We start from the raw sequence: 20,802 nt of genomic DNA on the forward strand, positions 1-20,802 counted from the left end.
CGGCCACTCCGGCCACCGGCGGGCCCATCGTAGTCACGACCCCGGCGGTCCATCACCGGGCACCCGCGGGTTCGCGTCACGTACGACGTATGGACGCACTGTGACGGGAGTGCCAAGCTCGAAGGACCGCGGGCGTCGCCGGAGCCGCCACGGCCGTCGCGTCTCCCCCGGGTCCGCGCCCACCCTCCTCACCGTGCAATGAACCGGGAGGCAAGACTCATGGGCGACAAGACGAGTGCACACCCCGGAGCCGCCGGCAGGGCAGCTACGGCCGACCGGCCCTCCGACGTACGGAACGTGGTGCTGGTCGGCCACAGCGGCTCGGGAAAGACGACTCTGGTCGAGGCTCTCGCCCTGGCGGCGGGAGCGGTCAACAGGGCAGGCCGGGTCGAGGACGGCGCGACCGTCTCCGACTACGACGACATCGAGCACCGCCAGCAGCGGTCGGTGCAGCTGTCCCTGGTCCCCGTCGAATGGGGCGGAATCAAGATCAATCTTCTGGACACCCCCGGATACGCCGACTTCGTCGGTGAACTCAGGGCCGGTCTGCGGGCGGCGGACGCGGCCCTTTTCGTCGTCTCCGCCTCCGACGGCGTCGACGGCGCGACCCGGATGGTGTGGGACGAGTGCGCCGCGGTGGGCATGCCGCGGGCCATCGTGGTCACCCACCTCGAGGCGGCACGGTCCGACTACGAGCAGATGACCTCCGTATGCGGGCAGATGTTCGGCGGCGACGACCCAGACGCCGTACTCCCGCTCTATCTGCCGCTGTACGGCCGGGCCGGAGCGGACGGGCATGCTCCGGTCGCCGGCCTGATGGGCCTGCTCTCCCAGCGGGTCTTCGACTACTCCTCCGGCGAGCGCAAGGAGGCAGCGCCCGATCCGGAACAGCTGGCGCTGATCGAGGGCGCCCGCAACCGGCTGATCGAGGGGATCATCGCCGAGAGCGAGGACGAGGGCCTCATGGACCGCTATCTCGGCGGCGAGGAGATCGACCTCAAGACCCTCATCGACGATCTGGAGCGGGCCGTCGCCCGGGGCACGTTCCACCCGGTGCTCGCGGCCGCGCCCGCCGTCAACGGCTCCAAGCAGGGCCTCGGCACGGTCGAGCTGCTGGAGCTGATCACCGGCGGGTTCCCGACCCCGCTGGAGCGCGAGAGTCCGGTCGTGACCACCCCGCAGGGCAAGCCGCGTCCGCCGATCACCTGCGACCCCGAGGGCCCACTGGTGGCCGAGGTGGTCAAGACGTCGTCCGATCCGTACGTGGGGCGGGTCTCGCTGGTACGTGTCTTCTCCGGCACCCTGCGCCCGGACGAGACCGTGCACGTGTCGGGGCACGGTCTGGAGGACCGCGGCCACGAGGACCACGACGTCGACGAGCGGATCGGCGCGCTCTCCTCGCCGTTCGGCAAACAGCAGCGGCAGCTCGCGCAGTGCATCGCCGGTGACCTCGCGTGCGTGGCCAAACTGGGCCGGGCGGAGACCGGTGACACGCTCTCCGCGAAGGACGACCCGCTGCTGATGGAGCCCTGGGTGATGCCCGACCCGCTGCTGCCGCTGGCGATCCAGGCGCACAGCAAGCCGGACGAGGACAAACTCTCCCAGGGACTCTCGCGGCTGGTCGCGGAGGATCCGACGATGCGGCTGGAGCAGAACCAGGACACCCACCAGGTGGTGCTGTGGTGCCTGGGCGAGGCCCATATGGATGTGGCACTGGAACGGCTGCGCAACCGGTACGGGGTCCAGGTCGACGTCGTCCCGCACAAGGTGTCGCTGCGCGAGACATTCGGCGAGCAGGCCACGGCCCGTGGCCGGCACGTCAAGCAGTCCGGCGGCCACGGCCAGTACGCGATCTGCGAGATCGAGGTGGAACCGCTGCCTCCTGGATCGGGTATCGAATTCGTCGACAAGGTGGTGGGCGGCGCGGTGCCGCGCCAGTTCATCCCGTCCGTCGAGAAGGGCGTACGCACCCAGGCGGCGCGCGGTGTGGCGGCCGGCTACCCGCTGGTTGACGTCCGGATCACCCTGGTGGACGGCAAGGCCCACTCGGTCGACTCCTCCGACGCGGCCTTCCAGACGGCGGGCGCGCTGGCGCTGCGGGAGGCAGCCGCGGACGCGAAGATCCACCTCCTCGAGCCGGTCGCGGAACTGACCGCGATGGTGCCCGACGAGTACGTCGGCCCGGTGATGAGCGATCTGTCCGGCCGGCGCGGCCGGGTGGTCGGCACCGAACAGGCGGGCGGTGGACGGACGCTCGTACGGGCCGAGGTCCCGGAGATCGAGATCGGCCGGTACGCAGTGGACCTCCGCTCGATCTCGCACGGCACCGGGCGGTTCAGCCGCTCGTACGCCCGTCACGAGCCGATGCCGCCGCAGCTGTCGGTGAAGATCCGCGAACAGGCGGAGAAGGGTACCTAGTTGGCTGATGACCGACCGACGCCGCCCGCCAACCCCCGTGGTGGCGGGCGGCATTTGCCTGTCCCCTGACGAGTGCGGTGTGTCACCGTTACGCTGAGGTCGCAGCTCAGCAGGTGTGCCGGGAGCGGCGACGGGGAAAAGGCCGCTGGAGCGGCGGCGTGTGCGGCGAGTGGGGGCAGCAGTGGCGGACGACGTATTCGACTTCAGGCCCGGGGCGCAGGTTCCGCTCTCGGGCTCGGCCGGCCAGACGGCGGCGACGCATGCCCTCGCCTCGGCCGCGTACCGCGACGGCAAGGTCGAGGAGATCCTCAAGGCCAACAGCGAGTGGCACACGTCCACGGTGAAGAAGGGCAAGCTCTCGCTCTGCGAGCCGAACCTCGGCGAGGCCTTCTCCCGGGCGGTGCAGGTGCGGATGCTGGGCGGCGCGCGCAAGCCGCTGATCCAGTCCTTCGGCACCGAGCCGCAGGCCGTCGTCGAGCACTGCCTGGCCGCTACCCGCCTCCGCAAGGAGCGCGACAAGAAGCTCACTCTCGTGATGGTGGTGTGCGGGCTGCTGTTCCTGCCCGGACTCCTGGTGTGGCTGGCCCTGTTCCAGCTGCGGCGCACGATCGCGGGCGCGAAGGACAGGCGGGCCGGCGCGCTGGGCACCGCGCTGCTGGTCGCGTTCGGCGGTCTGGCGGTGATCTTCCTGATCAGGCTGCCGTTCGGCGGCTTGTGGGCGTACTACCTGCGCGGGATGATCGTCGCCCCGGTCGTCGGCTGGCTGCTGGCCAAACAGATCAGCGAGTCCACCGCGAAGGACATGCGCGCCCGCTGGGACAGCCTGCTGGCGGGCGGCGGCGTGGGCGCCAAGATCCCCGAGGCCGTACCGCGGAACCCCAACGAGACCGCGGCCGAGCAGCTGCGCCAGGGGCTCGCGAAGCTCACCGCGGAGGACCGGAGCAACGCCGTCTTCTACGCGGGCCCCAAGGGGATACTCGGCATGGGCACCCGCTGGGGCAGCTGGCAGCTCGCCGAGGAGCTGCTGCCACGCGAGCCGGCCACGGAGATCCACCCGTTCCGCAGCTGGGACGTGATCCGGGCGGTGCACGACCAGCTGCGCATGCTGGAGCGCGGCCCGCTGCACACCGGCGGCTTCCCGGTCCCCTCGATCAAGCACTGGATCGTCTCCCCGGTCGGTGAGAACGCCAAGGAGGTGGCCAGGCCCGTCGGCCAGGACGTGGACACCTTCCAGATCAAGGGCCACGAGATACAGCGGATATGCAACGAGCAGCAGTTCGGCAGCGGCAACCGGCACTACCTCGGCGTCCAGTTCACCCTGTGGGACGGCCAGTTGGTCATCACCATGCTGATCACCGTCACCGTGCTGCACCAGACGCTGCGGATCGAGGTGACCGGGCACGCGCTCGGCCCGGTGCACTCGCTGTTCACCACCAAGCCGCTGCCCAAGACGGTCGAGGTCAGCAAGACCATCCGGTTCTGGGAGACCACCGAGAAGCATCTCCCGCTGGTGGACGCCGCCGAGGTGGTACGCCTGGCCGTCCGCGCCCCGCTCACCTGGTTCCCGCCGGCCCTGGACTTCTTCGGCGGCAGGCTGATCCTGCCGGAGCCCTTCGGGCTGCGACACGCCTGGGCCGAGAAACCCTGGCGTCACCGCTTCATGGCCGACGACGCGATACGCACGGCGACGCCGGTGCTGCGCGTGGTGCACACCGCCGCGATGCGGGTGCTGGAGGAGAACGGCGTGGACACCGAGCGCTTCACCAACCGCTCGCTCTTCCTCAGCACCCTCGTCCAGGATCCGGCGCCGAGGAAGGCGGACGTCTACGACGCGTAGCGGTCCGGCGGGGTCGGGCGCCGGATCAGGCCGGCCACGCGTCGGCCAGCATCTTCCTGGTGTCGGCGAGGAGTTGAGGCAGGATCTTGGTGTGCCCGACCACCGGCATGAAATTCGTGTCGCCGCCCCAGCGGGGCACGATGTGCTGGTGGAGGTGGGCGGCGATACCCGCGCCGGCCGCCGCGCCCTGGTTCATGCCGATGTTGAAACCGTGCGCGCCCGAGGCGGTGCGCAGCGCGACCATGGCCCGCTTGGTGAGATCGGCCAGCTCGGCCGTCTCCGCGTGGTCCAGCTCGGTGTAGTCGGCGACGTGCCGGTACGGGACCACCATCAGGTGGCCGCCGTTGTACGGGTAGAGGTTCAGCACGGCGTAGACGTGCTTGCCCCGGGCGATGACCAGCCCGTCCTCGTCCGACATCTCCGGGATCGCGCAGAACGGACAGCCGTCGCCGGCCTCCGGGCCGGTCGGCTTGTTCTCGCCCTGGATGTACGCCATCCGGTGTGGCGTCCACAGGCGCTGGAACGCGTCCGGCGTCCCGACTCCGATCTGCTGCTCCGGCTCAATCGTCATGCTGTGCAGCATATGACTTCGCCCGTACGCGGCGTGTCGCCGGGGTTGGTGGCGGTACGGGTACGGCGATGCTGGGCCCATGCAGGTCCACAAGGCCGATGGTGCGGCCGAGGGCGACAGCCGGCTGCTGCGCTGGGAGCAGCGCGTCGAGCTGCCGCTCTTCGCGGCCTCCCTCCTCTTCCTGGGCGGCTACGCGGTGCGCGTACTGGCCCATGGGGCGCCGGTGTGGCGGGACCTCGCGCTCGCCCTGGTGCTGCTGACCTGGCTGATGTTCGCGGTGGACTACGCGGTGCGGCTGGGGCTGAGCGGGCAGGGGGCGCGTTTCGTCCGGACGCACTGGCTGGACACCGTGGTGGTGCTGCTGCCCCTGCTGCGCCCGTTGCGCATGGTGAAGGTGTACGCCGCCGTGCAGCGACGGCGCGGCGAGCCCCGGCTGAGTCTGCATGTCCGGGTGATCGCCTATGCCGGAATGTCGGCCGTACTGCTCGGCCTGTCCGGGGCTCTCGCCGTCTACCAGCAGGAACACTCCGCGCCGGACGCCACCATCCGTACCTTCGGGGACGCGGTGTGGTGGACCTGCTCGACGCTGACCACTGTCGGGTACGGGGATGTGGCGCCCGTGACCGCGCTGGGGCGGGTGATCGCGGTGGGCCTGATGACCTGCGGGCTCGCGCTCCTGGGCGCGGTGACCGGCTCGTTCTCCTCCGGGCTGCTTCAGGTCTTCGGACGGGAGGACGAGGAGAGGCCCCCGGCAAGCTGATCGCTTGCCGGGGGCCCGTAACCCCCGCGCCGGCGGGACAAGGTCGACATCTGCCACGTCCGGCCGATGGCGTCCGGATCACCCCCGCTCAAGCGGGGACCACGTCACACCTGGATGCGACGCTCTACTGCATCAACGATCTCCGCAAGCGCTTCGTCGCGCGGAATGCCGTTCTTCTGTGAACCGTCGCGGTAGCGGAAGCTGACCGCGTCGTTGGCGACGTCCTCATCACCCGCGATGATCATGAACGGGACCTTGCTCTTCTGGGCGTTCCTGATCTTCTTCTGCATCCGGTCCGAAGACGCGTCCACCTCCACCCGCAGCCCCTTCGCCTTCGCCTCGGCGGCGAACTCCTGGAGGTACGGCACGTGCGCGTCGCCGATCGGGATGCCGGTCGCCTGTACCGGGGCGAGCCAGGCCGGGAACGCGCCCGCGTAGTGCTCCAGCAGGACCGCGAAGAACCGCTCAATGCTGCCGAACAGCGCGCGGTGGATCATGACCGGGCGCTGCTTGGTGCCGTCGGCGGAGGTGTACTCCAGGTCGAAGCGATCCGGGAGGTTGAAGTCGACCTGGATGGTCGACATCTGCCAGGTTCGGCCGATGGCGTCGCGCGCCTGGACCGAGATCTTCGGCCCGTAGAAGGCGGCGCCGCCCGGGTCCATGACCAGCTCGAGGCCCTGCTTCTCGGCGGCCTTACGAAGGGTCTCGGTGGCCTCTTCCCAGTTCTCGTCCGAGCCGATGGACTTCTCCGGATCCTTGGTGGAGAGCTCCAGGTAGAAGTCCTCCAGGCCGTAGTCGCGCAGCAGGTTCAGCACGAAGGTGAGCAGGGAGTCGAGCTCCTCCGCCATCTGTTCGCGGGTGCAGTAGATGTGCGCGTCGTCCTGGGTGAAGCCGCGGGCCCGGGTGAGGCCGTGCACGACGCCCGACTTCTCGTACCGGTAGACGGTGCCGAACTCGAACAACCTGAGGGGCAGTTCACGGTAGGACCGGCCCCGCGCGTCGAAGACCAGGTTGTGCATCGGGCAGTTCATGGGCTTGAGGTAGTAGTCCACGCCCTCGTCGAGCTGCATGGGCGGGTACATGCCGTCGGCGTACCAGTCCAGGTGGCCGCTCTTCTCGAAGAGCTTCCCCTTGGTGGCGTGCGGGGTGTACACGAACTCGTAGTCGGCCTCCTCGTGGCGGCGCCGCGAGTAGTCCTCCATCACCCGGCGGATGATGCCGCCCTTGGGATGGAAGACCGCGAGCCCGGAACCGATCTCCTCCGGGATGGAGAACAGGTCCAGCTCGGAGCCGAGCTTGCGGTGGTCACGCTTCTCGGCCTCGGCGAGGAACTCCAGGTGCGCCTTGAGTTCTTCCTTGGAGGGCCACGCGGTGCCGTAGATGCGCTGCAGCATCGGGTTCTTCTCGCTGCCGCGCCAGTACGCGGCGGCGTTGCGCATCAGCTTGAACGCGGGGATGTTCCGGGTGGTGGGCAGGTGCGGACCGCGGCAGAGGTCCTTCCAGCACAGGTCGCCGGTCTTGGCGTCGAGGTTGTCGTAGATGGTCAGCTCGCCGGCACCCACCTCGACGTCCGCGCCGTCGTCGTGCGAGGCGGAGCCCTTGAGGCCGATCAGCTCCAGCTTGTACGGCTCGCCCGCGAGCTCCTCGCGGGCGGCCTCGTCGGTGACGACGCGCCGCGAGAAGCGCTGTCCGCGCTTCTGGATCTCCTGCATCTTCTTCTCGACGGCCTTGAGATCCTCGGGGGTGAACGGCTTCTCGACTTCGAAGTCGTAGTAGAAACCGTCCCGGACCGGGGGACCGATGCCGAGCTTCGCCTCGGGGAAGAGCTCCTGCACGGCCTGTGCCATGACATGCGCGGTCGAGTGCCGGAGGATGTTCAGGCCGTCCTCGGAGGAGATCTCGACGGGCTCGACGACCTCGCCCTCACCGATCTCGTACGCGAGGTCCTTCAGATCGCCCTCGACGCGCGCGGCGACGACGGTGCGCTCACCGGCGAAGAGCTCGGCCGCCGTGGTGCCCGTGGTCACCACGCGCTCTTCCCGCTCGGAATCGCGTTGGATGATCACACGGACGTCTGACACCGGTCTCTCCTGACTGAGGGGGCGCGACAGCGGACACTGCGCGCCTGAATCGTACCGAGCCGGAAGGGTCCCAGGCGAAACGGTTAGCGCTGCGCGCAGCACCCCTGTCCCGGCGGGTGCCCTGCCCCATCGCCGCTGCCCGGCCCGGCCGAGCCCTTCGCCGCGTCCCGCATCTCGGGGCGTACCCCGACAGGGGCGCTCGCCGGGGCGGGACCGGACCGGTTCTGCGGTCGCGCGCAGGTGACGCATCGGGCGCCGGGCGACCGGTGCGCGGTCACGCGTAGGCGAGACGCGGGCCAGGCGGGCCACCCGTCTGCGGTCGGGCGCCGAGACAGCGGCCGCCAGGCGATGGCGGATCGCGCAGCCGCCGCCCGGGCCGGCGTCAGTCGGTCTCCGTGCAGGCCTCCTCGAAGAAGTCCAGGTTCTCCTGGAGCGACTTCATCAGGCGGTCCCGTTCTCCCTCGTCCAGCCGGACCGGCATCACCCCGGACGGGTCGGTCAGGCGGCGGAAGCCGCCGCGGCTTTCCAGGCGTCCGTTGACCCGGATCGGCAGGCCGACCAGGTGCGCGTGGCCGGCGATCCGGTACGCCTCCTCGTCCAGCACCGTTCTGACGTGCGGGATCTCCGCCCCGGCCAGCACCCGCAGGCGTACGGTCCCGCCGCCGCGCGGGGCCGAGCGACGCATCCGTACCACCGTGCCGGCGATCCGGACGGGTACGGACGGCTCGTCCGTCATATAGCGCGCTCCCGCGAGCCGCAGCGCGGGCAGGTCGCCGGGCGAGAACTCCACCGGCTCCGGCCGGGCCGCGCAGCCCTCGGGTACACCGGCCGCCGGCGCCCAGTCCAGCGCGATGCCGGCCCCCTCCGAGCCGCGGACGAGCGCGATGACCGCCTCGGTCAGCTCGCGGCTCACCCCCGCCTCCACCGCCGCGTCGAAGGCCTCCATCCCACCGGTCGCGCGCTGGTAGTCGGCCGCCTCGCGGGCGGCGTGCAAGGCATGGTGCAGCCTGATCACCGCCGCCCGTCCGGCCTCGACCGGTACGAACGCGGTCAGCCGGCGCCCGCCCGGCGCGGGCCCCACCAGTACGCCCTCCAGCGCGCCCTCCGCCTGCCGCCGGTGGCGCGCCCCGTAGTAGCCCGCGCGCGCCCGCGCCGCGAGCGCCCCTGCCAGCAGCATCCGCCGGGCCGCCGAACGCAGTTGTTCCTCCGCGGTCCACGAGGACGCCCCGGAGGGGCCCGGCGGCACGTCGCGCCACCAGCGGATCTCGTCGCTGGGGACGGTGAGCCCGACGAGCACGTCGCGCGCGGAGGGCACCGCGCTGCGCGACAGCGCGGTGAGCGCCTCGCCGAGCAGATCCTCGCTGTCGGGGAACGCCCTGCTCTCCGGGACGAGGAGGCTCGTGCCGCCCAGCCCGGCACCCGGCGGAGTCCATCGCGCGTACCGCCCGGCCGCTCCCCCGCGCCGCTGCCACCCGTGCCGGTCCAGCAGGGCGCCGAGCACGGCGGGGTCGACCTGCGCGGGTTCGGGACCGGGCGCTCCTGCCCAGAATCCCGCCGGCTCGGCGGCCTGCGGTCGTGTGCCGAACGGCACCGCTTCGTGCATCAGGGTCTCCCTCCCACCCCGACCCGCGTCATGATCTCGCAGAGCGCGCGGTCGTCGAAGATCCGCGAGGTCGGGATGCGCACGGTGGTCCTGCGCCTGCCCGTCACCGGGTGGCCGGCCAGGTTGGTCCAGTAACAGCAGTACCGCAGGTCCAGGCCGTCGTGTCCGGCGCGCAGCCAGTCGTCCTGGGACCGCGGTACGAGCATCACGACCAGGATCTTGTGCACCGAGACCGGGGTGCGGGCGAGCTTCACCAGGTGCTCGTTGTCGAGCGTGAAGGAGAAGGCCGGTCCTGCCGGGTGCGGCGGGATCTGGTACGTGCACTTGAGCTGCACCTTGATCGTCACTTCGTCGTCGACGGTGTGCGCGGGAGCGCTGTGGCTCACGTGCCAGTCGATGCCGTTGTCCGGAAACGGCTGGGAGAGCGAACATCCCGCGGCAGCCGCGACCGCGTGCAGGTAGCCCACCTGGAGGGTCTCCATGCAGGCGGTGGCGGCGAGTCCGCCGCGCAGCGGTGTGATCCGCTCGGGCAGCAGCCCCCCGGGTTCGGGCTGCGTGAGCGCCATGGCTCTGATTGCCTTCCGGGCCGTTCTGATCGAATTCTTCCCATGAGTGGCCGTTAACTGGCCGTCAACTGACCAGGCCCTCACCTGTGTTGTCTCCGCAGTGCGTAGCCCGCAAACGGCGTACGGCGCAAACAGCCCGGGTATCACCGAATCGGGCAGGGGGACGCACGCCATCTGCCAAACGGGTACGAGGAGTTCGGACATGACGTGCTGGTACGAGGGACCCCTGGCCGCCTTCGACACCGAGACCACCGGAGTGGACGTCGAAGAGGATCGCATCGTTTCGGCTGCCATCGTCGTCCAGGACACGGCCGGCGCCCGGCCGCGCGCCACCCGGTGGCTGGTCAACCCGGGGGTACCGGTGCCCCCCGGAGCGACGGAAGTTCACGGTCTGACGGACGAGCACCTGCAGCGCAACGGCCGCTGGCCGGCCCCGGTGGTCGAGGAGATAGCCAGGGCGCTCGCCGAGCAGAGCGCCGCCGGCCGTCCGCTCGTCGTGATGAACGCGCCGTTCGATCTGACGCTGCTGGACCGGGAGTTGAGGCGACACCGCGCCTCGCCCCTCGCCCGCTATCTGGACAACCGCCCGCTGTACGTCCTCGATCCCCGCGTGCTCGACAAGCATCTTGACCGCTACCGCAAGGGGCGCCGCACGCTCACCGATCTCTGCGCGCAGTACGGCGTGGAGCTGGACGCCGCGCACGACGCGGCCGCCGACGCCGCTGCCTCGCTGGAGGTCGTACGGGCGGTGGGGCGCCGGTTCGCCGCGCGCCTGGAACGGCTCACGCCCGCCGAGCTGCACACCCTCCAGGCGGTGTGGCACGCGGCCCAGGCCCGGGGCCTGCAGGCCTGGTTCGCCCGCAACGGCTCGGAGGAGGCGGTGGACCCGCACTGGCCGCTGCGTCCCGACCTGCCGGCCGCCGCGTGACGCCTGACGTCGGCTGTGGAAACGCAAGTGAGGCCGGTCCGTCAGCTGACGGACCGGCCTCTCCCGGTGGGCGATACTGGTTTCGAACCAGTGACCTCTTCGGTGTGAACGAAGCGCTCTCCCACTGAGCTAATCGCCCGGGAACGCACTGAACGATACAGGTGCGGACGGGCTTCCTTCAAACCGCATTCGGGGGCGTGCGTACTCGCCCGTACTCACTGCGTATCTGAGTATCCGCACCCATGCCCCTGCGGCGTGACGGCGGCCACACTCCAGAGCATGGAGAACGTTCCGCCACCCGCCGAGGAACTGGCGATCCTCGACCGCGAGCTGGTTCAAATAGAAGCTCGCCGCGCCCAGTTGCTGGCCCGGCGAGCCTGGCTGCTCAGTGTGCTGCACGCCCCCGCGCCGCAGCACTTCGGTCCGCCGCCCTTCGCCGCACCGCCCGCCGGCCGGGCGCCGGCACGGGAGACCGCTCCGCCGAGCGTGCAGAACGTGCTGCTCACGCTCGGCGCCGTCCTGCTGACGATCGCCGCGATCGCCTTCACGGTGGTCAGTTGGGGCCACTTGGGCATCGGCGGCCGCACCGCCGTCCTCGGCGCGGTGACCGTCGCGACTCTCGCGGCGCCGGTGGCGCTGCTGCGCCGCGGGCTGGCCTCGACCGCCGAGTCGGTGGCGGCTCTCGCCCTGGTGCTGATGGTGCTGGACGCGTACGCCCTGCACCGGGTGGCCCTGCCGGACACGGACGGTGTCGGGTATGCGGCCGTTGTCTCAGCCGCCCTCGCGCTGCTGTGGACGGTGTACGGCGTGGCGCTCGGCCGGCTGCGGCTCCCGCTGCCGGTGGCCGTGGCAACCGCGCAGCTGCCGATCCTGCTGTGGGCCCTGGCGGCCGGCGCCGGACCGTTGCCGCTCACCTGGGCACTCCTCGCGACGGCCGCCCTCGACACGGCGATCGCGCTGTGGGGGAAGGGCGTTGCGGTACGTGTCATCGCCTGCGTCGGCGCCTGGGCGACCGGTGCGTGGGCGCTGCTGAGCGCCGGCTGGATGTCGGTGGACGCCGACACGACGGCCGACGCGGTGGCGCCGGGCGTCCTGATGCTCGCGGCAGCGGCGCTGGCCCTGTTCGCCGCCTGGCGCGCGCCGTCCCCCGAAGCCGCCCGGAAGGAACTCGGCACCGCTGCCGCTGTGGTGGCCGGTCTCGCGGCGGTCGCCGCCGTCGGCGGCGTACTGCGCACGGATGTGGCGCGGACGTGGACCGTACTCGCGTACCTGCTGCCCGCGGTGGCCCTGCTGACGGTCGTACGCACCTCGCTGCCCGCCCGGATACGGCTCGGACTCGCGGGTGCGTCCGGCGCGGTGCACGTGGTGGCGCTGCTGTGGGCCCTGCCTGCCGTGGCACTCACCCTGGTGGGCCCGCTCAGCCAGGCCGACTCCGTGTGGTCGGGAACCCCGGGCGACGCGCGGGAGGCACTGGGCATCGGGGTGCGGTGGAACGACATGATCGCCGCGCCCGTGGTGCTGCTGATCGTGGCCGGCGTGCTCGCGGCCGCTCACCAGACCGCCTCCGCCGAGCGCACCTGGCGGCCTGGGGCCTCGTGCGGCGCTCTCGTCCTGGTCTGGGCGGCGGCGTTCATCCTGCCGCCGGCGCTCGACCTCCCGTACGCGGCGGCAATCGCCACTCACCTGCTGCTCACGGCGGCGGCGCTGGGCGCAGCCGTGCGCCTGAGCGCATCGACGGCCCGGGAACACGCGCAGACTGCGACCGCCCAAGCCCAGCCTGAGGCCACGGCACGGGCCGAGGCCCCGCAGGGGCAGGGCGCCCCGACGGCTGCGGCCGCGGCTGCGGCGCCGGGTACCGGCGCGGCCACCCCGGCCCGGGCTCCGGCCGGAACGCCCGCGGCGGCAGCGCCGGGTGCCGCCGCGGCCACCCCGGCGCACGGGGCCGAGGCCCCGCGGGGGCAAGGCGCCCCGACGGCCGTAGCCGCGAGTGCGGGCACCGGCGCCCCGGCGCAGGCTCAAGCCAGAACGGCCGCGGACGTCACGGCCACGGCCCAGCACCCTGCCGAATCCCCGGCTGCGGCGCCGGCCCCGCCCGCTCCGCCGCGCCCCGGCGCGGTCGGGTGGGGTGGTGTCGCCGCTGGGCGGCGTAGCTCCGGCGGTGTCGTACCCTCCGCCACGATGCCCGTCGCCGCGCTCCTCTGCGGCCTCGCGGGGGCGCTCAGCGTCTCGCTGCTGTCCCTGGCCGCACGCCCCGCCACCTTCGTCGCGCTCGGCACCCTGCTCGTCCTGTTCACCGCCGCGGCGGTGACCGTCCGTGAGCAGTCGCTGCCCTTCCCGCGCCTGACGCAGGGGCTGTCGGCGTCCGCCGCGGTGGGGTTCGCCACCGGGCTCGTGGCAGCCGCCGCGGCCGCCCTGGAGTTCGCTTCCCACCAGGTGGGGCCGGCGGTGCTCGTGGTCACCGCGGCGGTGGCCCTGCTCGCGGTCCGGCTCGGCGGCCACCCCGCCCTCGAACCCGTCGAGCTCACCGGCGTGGCCGCCGGTCTGCTCGCGGTGCTCCTCGCCGTGGAGGACGCCCCCACGCTCGCCCTGGTGCTCGCGCTGTGCGGCGTCATCTGTGCGGGCACCGCGCTGCGGGCCGACCGCCGGCAGGCCCGGTACGCCGCCGCGGTGCTGTTCGTCCTGGCGACGTGGGTACGACTGGCAGCCTCCGAGGTGGTCACGCCCGAGGCGTACACGCTGCCCGTCACCGTGCCGGCCCTGGTCATCGGATGGCTTCGGCGTCGGCGCGACCCGCAGGCGTCCTCCTGGGCCGCTTACGGGCCCGGTCTGGCCGCGACCCTGCTGCCCAGCCTCTTCGCCGCCTGGGGCGACGGGCACTGGCTGCGTCCGCTGCTCCTCGGCGTGGCAGCCCTGGCGGTAACGCTGGCCGGCGCGCGGCTGCGGCTCCATGCCCTCCTAGTGCTGGGCGGCGCGGCGCTCGCGCTGGTCGCGCTCCACGAGCTGGCCCCGTACGTCGTCCAGGTGGTCGGCGCCCTGCCCCGGTGGCTGCCGCCGGCCCTGGCCGGCCTGCTCCTGCTCGGCGTGGGCGCCACGTACGAGCAGCGGCTGCGCGACGCGCGCAAGCTGCGGGACTCGCTGGGCCGGATGCGCTGACCGGCGGCCCGCCGCCGACGTGGGAACGCCGAAGGCCCGGAGACTCAGAAGTCTCCGGGCCTTCGGTCCGGGTGGGCGATACTGGGTTCGAACCAGTGACCTCTTCGGTGTGAACGAAGCGCTCTCCCACTGAGCTAATCGCCCGGACAGCAGGGCACACATTACCCCATGTCAGCGGCTGCCCCGGACCCTCTCCGGATCACCTGTCGATGTTCCACGGCATCGCGATGCCGAACTGCCAGACGTAGATACCGACCAGTACGGCAATGATCACGAGGCCGACCGTCGTGAGGATGATATTGCGCCGGCGGACCTTCGGATCGAGCGCCTTCTGCGCCGCTTCGGTCACTTTGCGTTTCGTCCAGCGCAGGACGATCTGCGCCCAGACGAACTCGGTGGCCCAGATCGCCATTCCCCCGAAGATCACCAGCCACCCCGGCCCGGGCACCACCAGCATGATCACACCCGCGCCGATTACCGCGAGTCCGACGATGAAGACGCCGACCTGCCAGCTCAGATGCAGGGTCCGCCGCGCCTTGATGAACTCCGGTGCCCGCGAGCCGAGCGCCGGCTCCTCGCTCGTCGCACTGGTGGTGGCACTGTCGCCGCGACCGTCACTCCCCGTATTCATGAAGCCCAACCTACCGGACTCCAACCAGTCACCGGAATGGCCGCAAAGCACGAGAAACCACTCCTCCGTAAGAGGGACCCGAAGACCCGCAAAACGGTCAGAGGGGTTTACAACGGCACCGTAGGTGGCATGTCGATTTCGCCGACGTGCGAATCCCCGAGCGCACACTGAGCGAAAGGCCCTGGCGCTTATGAACACCACGGTCAGCTGCGAGCTGCACCTGCGCCTCGTTGTGTCGAGCGAGTCCTCACTGCCTGTACCCGCGGGCCTGCGGTATGACACGGCCGATCCTTATGCCGTGCACGCCACCTTCCACACCGGAGCCGAGGAAACCGTCGAATGGGTGTTTGCCCGCGACCTCCTCGCGGAGGGCCTGCACCGGCCCACCGGAACCGGTGACGTCCGGGTGTGGCCGTCCCGTAGCCACGGCCAGGGCGTTGTCTGCATCGCCCTGAGCTCCCCGGAAGGAGAAGCCCTGCTCGAGGCCCCCGCGAGGGCCCTGGAGTCGTTCCTGAAGCGGACCGACGCCGCAGTGCCACCCGGCACCGAGCACCGTCATTTCGATCTCGACACGGAGCTTTCGCACATCCTGGCCGAGAGCTGAGCCAGCGCGAGAGCCGCTCGACGCCGTCCGACTCGGGGAGACGGTGCGGGCCGCACAACCACATACGGCAGACACCGGCGCTGTCTCCGCGGAATCCACCGTGGGGACAGCGCCGCTGCGCTGTGGGGCGAGCCGCTAAAGTCGGCCAGCATCGGCGGGCATCCGCCCGCGCAGGCCAGGGAGCGAAACCGTGCTGATCCCCCACGACACCCGTCGCGCGCTCGACGTCGTTGTCGATCTGGTGAACACCGCACCGGAGACCGACCAGCCCGACGGGCTCTCGGATGTCGAGGCGCTGAACGAGTTCGTACGACTGCACAAGATCAGTGACGTCGGTGTGCTGGGCGCGCGCGACCTGGCCGCCGTCCGGGCCGTACGTTCGCGCTTCGCACAGGTCTTCGCCGCCGCCGATGCCCGCAACGCAGCCGAGCTGATCAACGAGCTGGTGGCGGCGGCCGGAACTACTCCGCAGCTCACGGACCACGACGGCTACGACTGGCACGTGCACTACTTCGCGCCGGGGGCATCGGTCGGCGAGCACCTCGCGGCCGACTGCGGGATGGCCCTGGCCTTCATCGTGGTCTCCGGCGAGCAGGAGCGGCTGCGGCGCTGCGAGGCCCCGGACTGCCGGCGGGCCTTCGTGGATCTGTCGCGCAACCGTTCACGCCGCTACTGCGACAGCCGGACCTGTGGGAACCGGCTGCATGTGGCGGCGTACCGGGCCCGGCGCAAGGAAGCCGCGGAGTGAGCGGGCAGGGTCCTCGCAGCGGATTCCCTCACAGCAGATAGAGATCATGCATCGCGGCGATCAGCAGCAGGCAGCCGATCACCCCGAGGAAGATCATCAGGGGCGGCTGGGAGAGCGCGAAGAGGCAACCGCGCTGCTCGTCGGTGGGTACGGGGGGCTCGCCCCGGGATGTGTCCAGCATCTCCGGGGCATGATGACGCAGCGGCGGGACGCGTCAAGGTCAACACGCCCACCGGCCAGGGGCGTTCGTCAGATCCCGTGCTTCTTCAAGATCGCTTCGATGTCGGAGAAGTCCTCGCCCTGTGACGCGGCAGGCTCGGCCTTGGCCTTCGCTTCGGCGGCGGGCTGTGCGGCCGTGGTTCGGCCCGGTCCGAGTGAGGGCGCCGAGGCGGCCGGCGCGACCGCCTCCCGGCCGGCGGCCGCCCGGGCCGCCTTGCGCTCCCTGCGGGAACCGCCGGCGCGGCGCTCCACGGCGCGCGTGGTCATGAAGAGCACCCAGGCGAGGCCCAGCAGTCCGAAGCCTGCCCAGACGGTGGGGTTGAAGACCAGGTCGGCGACCCAGTCGACCACGCCGGTCATCACCAGGCCGATGGGCACCAGCGAGTAGGCGGCGATACGGGTCGCGGTGAGGAATCGCTTGCGGTACGCCGTGATCGCGGCGATGCCCAAGCCGGCCGCGGACAGCGCGGAACAAATGGTCTCGGCGATCATCCGGTCCTCCTGCGGTGAGGGCTCTGTCCCTCCATCCTGCACCGCCCACCGGCACATAAGCCACGATCCGGTACGAGGTCAGGGTGATCTCGGGGATGTGATCCTCCCCAGGTCCCGGTTGGGGAGCGGACGGAGGTGCTGGGAGACTGTGCGCATGAGTGACTCCAGCCCCGGCCGTCCCGACCGTCCCGTCCTCGATGTGTGGTGCGAGCTGCAGTGCCCCGACTGCCGCAGCGCCTTGGACGACCTGCGCGCACTGCGGGAGCGCTATGGCGACCGGCTCGATGTACGGCTGCGGCACTTCCCCCTCGAGAAGCACAAGCACGCCTTCGCCGCCGCGCAGGCGGCCGAGGAGGCCGCCGAGCAGGGGCAGGGCTGGCCCTACGCGGAGGCGGTGCTCGCCCGCACCGAGGAACTGGCCGGGAAGGGCGAGCGGTTCCTGCTGGAGGTCGCGCGCGAACTCGGTCTGGACGCCGAGGAGTTCGACACGGCACTGATCGACGGCCGGCACATTCTGATCGTCGACGCCGACCAGGCGGAGGGCAAGGCGATCGGCGTGACCGGCACCCCGACCTACGTCATCGGCGGCGAACGGCTGGACGGCGGCAAGAGCCAGGAAGGGCTGCGCGAGCGGATCGAGGACATCGCCGACCGGCTGCTGGCCTAGGTCAGGCCTAGGTCCCGGGCGGCTGGGGCCGGCGCGAGCGGGCTAGAGCAGCTGCTTGTACAGGTGGTACTCGGTCGTCTCGTAGCCGAGCGAGTCGTAGAGACTCACCGCCGGGGTGTTGTCGGCGTATACGTTCAGGCCCAGCTCGGCCACCCCGGCGGCCCGCGCCTCGCGCTCGGCCAGCAGCATCAGCGTGCGCCCGTGACCCCGGCCCCGGTGCTCGACGGCCACCTCGACGTCGAAGACGTACGCGCCGGGCATGCCGGGGCCCATCGGACGCAGTGCGACCCACAGGGTTCCCACCGGCGTCCCCTCGTGCCGGAGGACCCCCACGTAGGTGTCCGGCGTGCGTTCGCCTCCGGGCAGCGCAGACGCGTGGTCGGAGTCCGACTTCGCCCTCGCCTGCTCCTCGGGGATGCCCCGCCCCACCAGGTTGCGTACGTAGCCCTGCCGGGTGTGCTCGATCCACACCGCGTACTCCGCCCCGCTCATCGGCCGTCCTTCGCTGCCGGCGGGGAGCACGGGCGGCTCGGCGGGCAGGCGCTTGAGCATGTTGCGGTTGCGGACCGTGTAGCCGAGGGCCGACGCCAAGTGCCGGGCCGCCGCGGCCGCCGCCGGAATGGAAACCTCCACCCGGACGCAGCCCCACCCCCGCAGCACCTCTTCGGCCGCCAGGGCGGCGACGGTGGCGCGGCCCCGCCGACGGTCCTGCTCGTCGATGTGAAGGGACGCGATGCGCCCGACCGAGGGGCCGAACCGGCTGTCGGTGCCGAGTTCGATCATGCCGACCGGGCGGCTGTTCACGCACACCCGGTACTGCCGCGACTTCGCGCCGTCGGCGCCGTGCTGTATCGGCCCGGTGGGCCGCAGGGTGGTGGTCATCAGGGGCTTTCTACCCCGAACGGCGGCCGCCGTCATCCGTATTGCGGGAGTCGGTGACGGGGTCGGCCATGGGGCCGTTACGGATCCAGATCCGACCCGGCACGCTCGTCGAAGATGCGCATGGCCTTCGCGGTCACCGGTCCCGGCGCGCCCGCCTGCTCACGCCCGTCGACCCGGTGCACCGCCTGCACGTCGCGCAGCGTCGAGGTCAGGAAGATCTCCTCGGCCCGTTCCAGGACGTCCTGCGGCAGGTCGGTCTCCCGGGCCCCCGTCCACTCCACGGCCAGGGCGCGGGTGATGCCGGCCAGACAGCCCGAGGCGACCGGCGGCGTGTGCAGTTCGCCGTCGAGGACGACGAACACATTGGAGCCGGTGCCTTCGCAGAGCTGCCCCACGGTGTTGGCGAACAGCGCCTCGGACGCGCCGTGCTGGTGGGCGCGGGCGAGGGCGACGACGTTCTCGGCGTACGAGGTGGTCTTGAGCCCGGTCAGCGCGCTGCGCTCGTTACGCGTCCACGGCACGGTGATCACCGCGGTGGTGTCGGGGCGCCGCTTCGTCTCGCCGAGCGCGACGACCAGGGTGGGGCCGGTGTCGCCGCGGTCGGAGCCCAGCGGCGAGAGGCCGCCGGTGTAGGTGATGCGCAGCCGGCCGAGAGCCATGGGGTTGGCGTCCAGGACCGCCGCGCAGGCCCGGCGCACCTCGTCGAGGTCGGGTTCGGGCAGTCCGAGGCCGCGCGCGGACCGCGCCAGCCGGTCCAGGTGGCGGGTGACGGCGAAGGCCCTGCCGTCCACCGCCTTGAGTGTCTCGAAGACGCCGTCGCCCACGGTCAGCCCGTGGTCGAACACGGACACCCGTGCGCCTTCGGCGTCCCGCAGCGTTCCGTCGAGCCAGATCTTCACCGTACGGTCCCTCCACTCGCCTCGTACGCTCCCGACGCTACCGCGAGCAGCCGCGCGGCCTTCAGCTCGGTCTCGTCCCACTCGCGCTCAGGGTCGGAACCCCAGGTGATGCCGGCGCCGGTGCCGAAGCGCAGTTTCGGCCCGCCGACCGCGTCCCGGTCGATCCAGAACGTCCGGATGCCCACCGCCAGCTCGCCGGTGCCGCGGTCGGCGTCGACCCAGCCGAGGCCGCCGCAGTAGGGGCCGCGCGGGGCCGTCTCCAGGGCTTCGATGATCCGCAGGGCGCTGGACTTGGGGGCGCCGGTCACCGAGCCGGGCGGGAAGGTCGCGGCCAGCAGCTCTGCCCAGCCGGCGCCGGCGGCCAGTTCGCCGCGGACGGTGGAGACGAGGTGGACGAGTCCGGGGTGGGCTTCTACGGCGCAGAGTTGCGGGACGGTGACGGAACCGGTTGCGCAGACCCGTCCGAGGTCGTTGCGGACCAGGTCCACGATCATCACGTTCTCGGCGTGGTCCTTCTCCAGCAGGTCTTCGGCGGTACGGCCGGTGCCCTTGATCGGCCCGGACTCGACGAACCGACCGGCACGCCGCAGGAACAGCTCGGGCGAGGCGGTGGCGATCTCCACCCCGTGCGCCCTCAGGCGAATCGTTCCGGCATAGGGAGCGGGGTTGCCGCGCGCCAGCAGCGACGTCAGCGCGTCTACGTCGGCGGTGGCGGGCTCGGGCAGCGGCGCGGACAGCACGCGGCACAGGTTGGCCTGGTAGACGTCGCCGGCCGCGATGTGCGTACGTATGCGCCGTACGCCCGCGGTGTAGTCGGCCCGGTCCAGCGAGGAGGACCAGTCCCCGGCCCCGGGGCCCGTCCACGCGCCGGGCACCGGCTCGGGCACCGGCTCGGCACGTACATCCCCGAAGCGGGCGCAGGTCAGCCCGCCCTCGAAGTCGGCGGCCACTGCCCAGAAGCCGGTGGAGTCGAGGGCGGCGGGATCACTGGTGACATCGCGGAGGTCTGTCGCGAGGAGGCCGCCGAAGCGGGCCATCGGGGGGAGGTCGTGCACGGCTGTGAGTCTAGGGCGGGTGACGAGGAGGTGCCGGAGAGGTGCTGGTGGGGTGCCGGTGGGGTGCCGGTGGAGGCGCAGGTGAGGCGCGCCGGGCTGAACGCAGCGCAGCACGCTGGGGAAACGCGTTTTTGAGCTGGCCCGGGTATCCGCTAGAGTTCAACACGTCGCCGGGGAACGAAAGCGCCCCGGAGATGGCACCTGCGGACGTGGCTCAGTTGGTAGAGCATCACCTTGCCAAGGTGAGGGTCGCGAGTTCGAATCTCGTCGTCCGCTCGAAGTGGGGGATCTTCCCGGAACCCCCGCACTCTGTGGTGGAGTGGCCGAGAGGCGAGGCAACGGCCTGCAAAGCCGTCTACACGGGTTCAAATCCCGTCTCCACCTCCACGGACGATTAGCTCAGCGGGAGAGCGCTTCCCTGACACGGAAGAGGTCACTGGTTCAATCCCAGTATCGTCCACTGGATCCCCGGCCGCCGGGGTGTCCGTCCCGCGCGATTAGCTCAGCGGGAGAGCGCTTCCCTGACACGGAAGAGGTCACTGGTTCAATCCCAGTATCGCGCACGCAACACGCACCACGGCAGTTCACGCAGCACCGCAGTACGCAGCACCGTCCCGCGCGATTAGCTCAGCGGGAGAGCGCTTCCCTGACACGGAAGAGGTCACTGGTTCAATCCCAGTATCGCGCA

The 20,802-nt window shown here is 71.4% G+C and carries 18 protein-coding genes and 7 tRNA genes; 13 read left to right on the forward strand and 12 right to left on the reverse strand.

Annotated features, from left to right (window positions below):
• The first annotated feature begins 219 nt into the window (after window positions 1-219).
• Both NLX86_RS02655 and NLX86_RS02660 read left to right on the forward strand, forming a co-directional pair.
• Window positions 220-2,418, forward strand: a complete 2,199-nt coding sequence (locus NLX86_RS02655; protein ID WP_254369915.1) for an elongation factor G-like protein EF-G2 — start codon at window positions 220-222, stop codon at window positions 2,416-2,418.
• 181 nt (window positions 2,419-2,599) lie between these two features.
• On the forward strand, window positions 2,600-4,255 hold the full coding sequence (locus tag NLX86_RS02660) for a hypothetical protein (protein ID WP_254369916.1): 1,656 nt from the start codon (window positions 2,600-2,602) through the stop codon (window positions 4,253-4,255).
• Window positions 4,256-4,280: 25 nt separating this feature from the next.
• On the opposite strand, the gene NLX86_RS02665 is transcribed toward NLX86_RS02660, so the two are convergent.
• Window positions 4,281-4,838: an HIT domain-containing protein gene (locus NLX86_RS02665; protein ID WP_254369917.1), complete on the reverse strand. Its 558-nt coding sequence runs from the start codon at window positions 4,836-4,838 to the stop codon at window positions 4,281-4,283.
• A 67-nt stretch (window positions 4,839-4,905) separates the two neighbouring features.
• On the opposite strand from NLX86_RS02665, the gene NLX86_RS02670 reads away from it, so the two are divergent.
• Window positions 4,906-5,586: a potassium channel family protein gene (locus NLX86_RS02670; RefSeq protein ID WP_254369918.1), complete on the forward strand. Its 681-nt coding sequence runs from the start codon at window positions 4,906-4,908 to the stop codon at window positions 5,584-5,586.
• 104 nt (window positions 5,587-5,690) lie between these two features.
• On the opposite strand, the gene thrS is transcribed toward NLX86_RS02670, so the two are convergent.
• The 3 genes from thrS to NLX86_RS02685 form a co-directional block, all read right to left on the reverse strand.
• Window positions 5,691-7,667: a threonine--tRNA ligase gene (gene thrS / locus NLX86_RS02675; RefSeq protein ID WP_254369919.1), complete on the reverse strand. Its 1,977-nt coding sequence runs from the start codon at window positions 7,665-7,667 to the stop codon at window positions 5,691-5,693.
• 382 nt (window positions 7,668-8,049) lie between these two features.
• Entirely contained in the window at window positions 8,050-9,270 is a 1,221-nt protein-coding gene (locus NLX86_RS02680) for a hypothetical protein (protein ID WP_254369920.1), read from the reverse strand.
• Window positions 9,270-9,836, reverse strand: a complete 567-nt coding sequence (locus NLX86_RS02685) for a DUF4365 domain-containing protein (RefSeq protein ID WP_254369921.1) — start codon at window positions 9,834-9,836, stop codon at window positions 9,270-9,272. Before NLX86_RS02685 ends, NLX86_RS02680 begins: the two co-directional genes overlap by 1 nt.
• A gap of 202 nt (window positions 9,837-10,038) precedes the next feature.
• Here NLX86_RS02685 and NLX86_RS02690 point away from each other — a divergent pair, with 202 nt between their 5' ends.
• The gene (locus tag NLX86_RS02690; RefSeq protein ID WP_254369922.1) at window positions 10,039-10,764 is read left to right on the forward strand and encodes a 3'-5' exonuclease; all 726 of its coding nucleotides are present in this window, start codon (window positions 10,039-10,041) and stop codon (window positions 10,762-10,764) included.
• Between the two features lie 67 nt (window positions 10,765-10,831).
• On the opposite strand, the gene NLX86_RS02695 is transcribed toward NLX86_RS02690, so the two are convergent.
• A tRNA-Val gene (locus NLX86_RS02695) sits at window positions 10,832-10,903 on the reverse strand.
• A gap of 140 nt (window positions 10,904-11,043) precedes the next feature.
• Between NLX86_RS02695 and NLX86_RS02700 the strand changes: the two genes are divergently transcribed.
• Window positions 11,044-13,917 carry an SCO7613 C-terminal domain-containing membrane protein gene (locus NLX86_RS02700; protein ID WP_254369923.1) on the forward strand — a complete coding sequence of 958 codons (2,874 nt, stop codon included), beginning with the start codon at window positions 11,044-11,046 and terminating at the stop codon, window positions 13,915-13,917.
• Between the two features lie 72 nt (window positions 13,918-13,989).
• Here the strand turns inward: NLX86_RS02700 and NLX86_RS02705 are convergent.
• Window positions 13,990-14,061 (reverse strand) — tRNA-Val (locus NLX86_RS02705).
• A 55-nt stretch (window positions 14,062-14,116) separates the two neighbouring features.
• The gene (locus tag NLX86_RS02710; protein ID WP_254370083.1) at window positions 14,117-14,548 is read right to left on the reverse strand and encodes a TIGR02611 family protein; all 432 of its coding nucleotides are present in this window, start codon (window positions 14,546-14,548) and stop codon (window positions 14,117-14,119) included.
• Between the two features lie 190 nt (window positions 14,549-14,738).
• Here NLX86_RS02710 and NLX86_RS02715 point away from each other — a divergent pair, with 190 nt between their 5' ends.
• Together NLX86_RS02715 and NLX86_RS02720 are read left to right on the forward strand one after the other, a co-directional pair.
• A complete protein-coding gene (locus NLX86_RS02715) occupies window positions 14,739-15,152 on the forward strand; it encodes an SsgA family sporulation/cell division regulator (RefSeq protein WP_003959770.1) in 414 nt (137 codons plus the stop codon).
• Window positions 15,153-15,342: 190 nt separating this feature from the next.
• A complete protein-coding gene (locus NLX86_RS02720) occupies window positions 15,343-15,900 on the forward strand; it encodes a CGNR zinc finger domain-containing protein (RefSeq protein ID WP_254369924.1) in 558 nt (185 codons plus the stop codon).
• Between the two features lie 28 nt (window positions 15,901-15,928).
• On the opposite strand, the gene NLX86_RS02725 is transcribed toward NLX86_RS02720, so the two are convergent.
• Together NLX86_RS02725 and NLX86_RS02730 are read right to left on the reverse strand one after the other, a co-directional pair.
• On the reverse strand, window positions 15,929-16,081 hold the full coding sequence (locus NLX86_RS02725) for a hypothetical protein (RefSeq protein ID WP_254369925.1): 153 nt from the start codon (window positions 16,079-16,081) through the stop codon (window positions 15,929-15,931).
• 68 nt (window positions 16,082-16,149) lie between these two features.
• Entirely contained in the window at window positions 16,150-16,611 is a 462-nt protein-coding gene (locus tag NLX86_RS02730; protein ID WP_254369926.1) for a hypothetical protein, read from the reverse strand.
• Window positions 16,612-16,765: 154 nt separating this feature from the next.
• On the opposite strand from NLX86_RS02730, the gene NLX86_RS02735 reads away from it, so the two are divergent.
• Complete coding sequence (locus tag NLX86_RS02735) at window positions 16,766-17,278, forward strand: DsbA family protein (protein WP_254369927.1); 513 nt, start codon at window positions 16,766-16,768, stop codon at window positions 17,276-17,278.
• Window positions 17,279-17,320: 42 nt separating this feature from the next.
• On the opposite strand, the gene NLX86_RS02740 is transcribed toward NLX86_RS02735, so the two are convergent.
• The 3 genes from NLX86_RS02740 to NLX86_RS02750 all read right to left on the reverse strand — a co-directional run bounded on the left by NLX86_RS02740 (window position 17,321) and on the right by NLX86_RS02750 (window position 20,114).
• Window positions 17,321-18,160, reverse strand: coding sequence for a GNAT family N-acetyltransferase (locus NLX86_RS02740; protein WP_254369928.1), 840 nt, complete (start codon window positions 18,158-18,160; stop codon window positions 17,321-17,323).
• 77 nt (window positions 18,161-18,237) lie between these two features.
• A complete protein-coding gene (locus NLX86_RS02745) occupies window positions 18,238-19,059 on the reverse strand; it encodes an aminodeoxychorismate lyase (protein WP_254369929.1) in 822 nt (273 codons plus the stop codon).
• Complete coding sequence (locus NLX86_RS02750; RefSeq protein WP_254369930.1) at window positions 19,056-20,114, reverse strand: chorismate-binding protein; 1,059 nt, start codon at window positions 20,112-20,114, stop codon at window positions 19,056-19,058. The genes NLX86_RS02745 and NLX86_RS02750 overlap by 4 nt, the downstream gene beginning before the upstream one ends.
• Before the next feature lie 203 nt (window positions 20,115-20,317).
• Between NLX86_RS02750 and NLX86_RS02755 the strand changes: the two genes are divergently transcribed.
• From NLX86_RS02755 to NLX86_RS02775, 5 genes are all read left to right on the forward strand, one after another.
• Window positions 20,318-20,390, forward strand: a tRNA-Gly gene (locus NLX86_RS02755).
• A 37-nt stretch (window positions 20,391-20,427) separates the two neighbouring features.
• Window positions 20,428-20,501: transfer RNA gene (locus NLX86_RS02760), tRNA-Cys, on the forward strand.
• 1 nt (window position 20,502) lies between these two features.
• Window positions 20,503-20,574: transfer RNA gene (locus NLX86_RS02765), tRNA-Val, on the forward strand.
• Window positions 20,575-20,605: 31 nt separating this feature from the next.
• Window positions 20,606-20,677, forward strand: a tRNA-Val gene (locus tag NLX86_RS02770).
• Between the two features lie 53 nt (window positions 20,678-20,730).
• A tRNA-Val gene (locus NLX86_RS02775) sits at window positions 20,731-20,802 on the forward strand.

Source organism: Streptomyces sp. A3M-1-3 (assembly GCF_024213665.1).
Taxonomy (GTDB): Bacteria; Actinomycetota; Actinomycetes; order Streptomycetales; family Streptomycetaceae; genus Streptomyces.

Bases quoted from the DNA above. Each gene is read 5' to 3' on its own strand.
- NLX86_RS02680 (WP_254369920.1), bottom strand. From the start codon at position 9,270: ATGCACGAAGCGGTGCCGTTCGGCACACGACCGCAGGCCGCCGAGCCG.
- NLX86_RS02735 (WP_254369927.1), top strand. From the start codon at position 16,766: ATGAGTGACTCCAGCCCCGGCCGTCCCGACCGTCCCGTCCTCGATGTG.
- NLX86_RS02740 (WP_254369928.1), bottom strand. From the start codon at position 18,160: ATGACCACCACCCTGCGGCCCACCGGGCCGATACAGCACGGCGCCGAC.
- NLX86_RS02725 (WP_254369925.1), bottom strand. From the start codon at position 16,081: ATGCTGGACACATCCCGGGGCGAGCCCCCCGTACCCACCGACGAGCAG.
- NLX86_RS02715 (WP_003959770.1), top strand. From the start codon at position 14,739: ATGAACACCACGGTCAGCTGCGAGCTGCACCTGCGCCTCGTTGTGTCG.
- NLX86_RS02710 (WP_254370083.1), bottom strand. From the start codon at position 14,548: ATGAATACGGGGAGTGACGGTCGCGGCGACAGTGCCACCACCAGTGCG.
- NLX86_RS02670 (WP_254369918.1), top strand. From the start codon at position 4,906: ATGCAGGTCCACAAGGCCGATGGTGCGGCCGAGGGCGACAGCCGGCTG.
- NLX86_RS02655 (WP_254369915.1), top strand. From the start codon at position 220: ATGGGCGACAAGACGAGTGCACACCCCGGAGCCGCCGGCAGGGCAGCT.
- NLX86_RS02690 (WP_254369922.1), top strand. From the start codon at position 10,039: ATGACGTGCTGGTACGAGGGACCCCTGGCCGCCTTCGACACCGAGACC.
- NLX86_RS02700 (WP_254369923.1), top strand. From the start codon at position 11,044: ATGGAGAACGTTCCGCCACCCGCCGAGGAACTGGCGATCCTCGACCGC.
- NLX86_RS02685 (WP_254369921.1), bottom strand. From the start codon at position 9,836: ATGGCGCTCACGCAGCCCGAACCCGGGGGGCTGCTGCCCGAGCGGATC.
- NLX86_RS02665 (WP_254369917.1), bottom strand. From the start codon at position 4,838: ATGCTGCACAGCATGACGATTGAGCCGGAGCAGCAGATCGGAGTCGGG.
- NLX86_RS02730 (WP_254369926.1), bottom strand. From the start codon at position 16,611: ATGATCGCCGAGACCATTTGTTCCGCGCTGTCCGCGGCCGGCTTGGGC.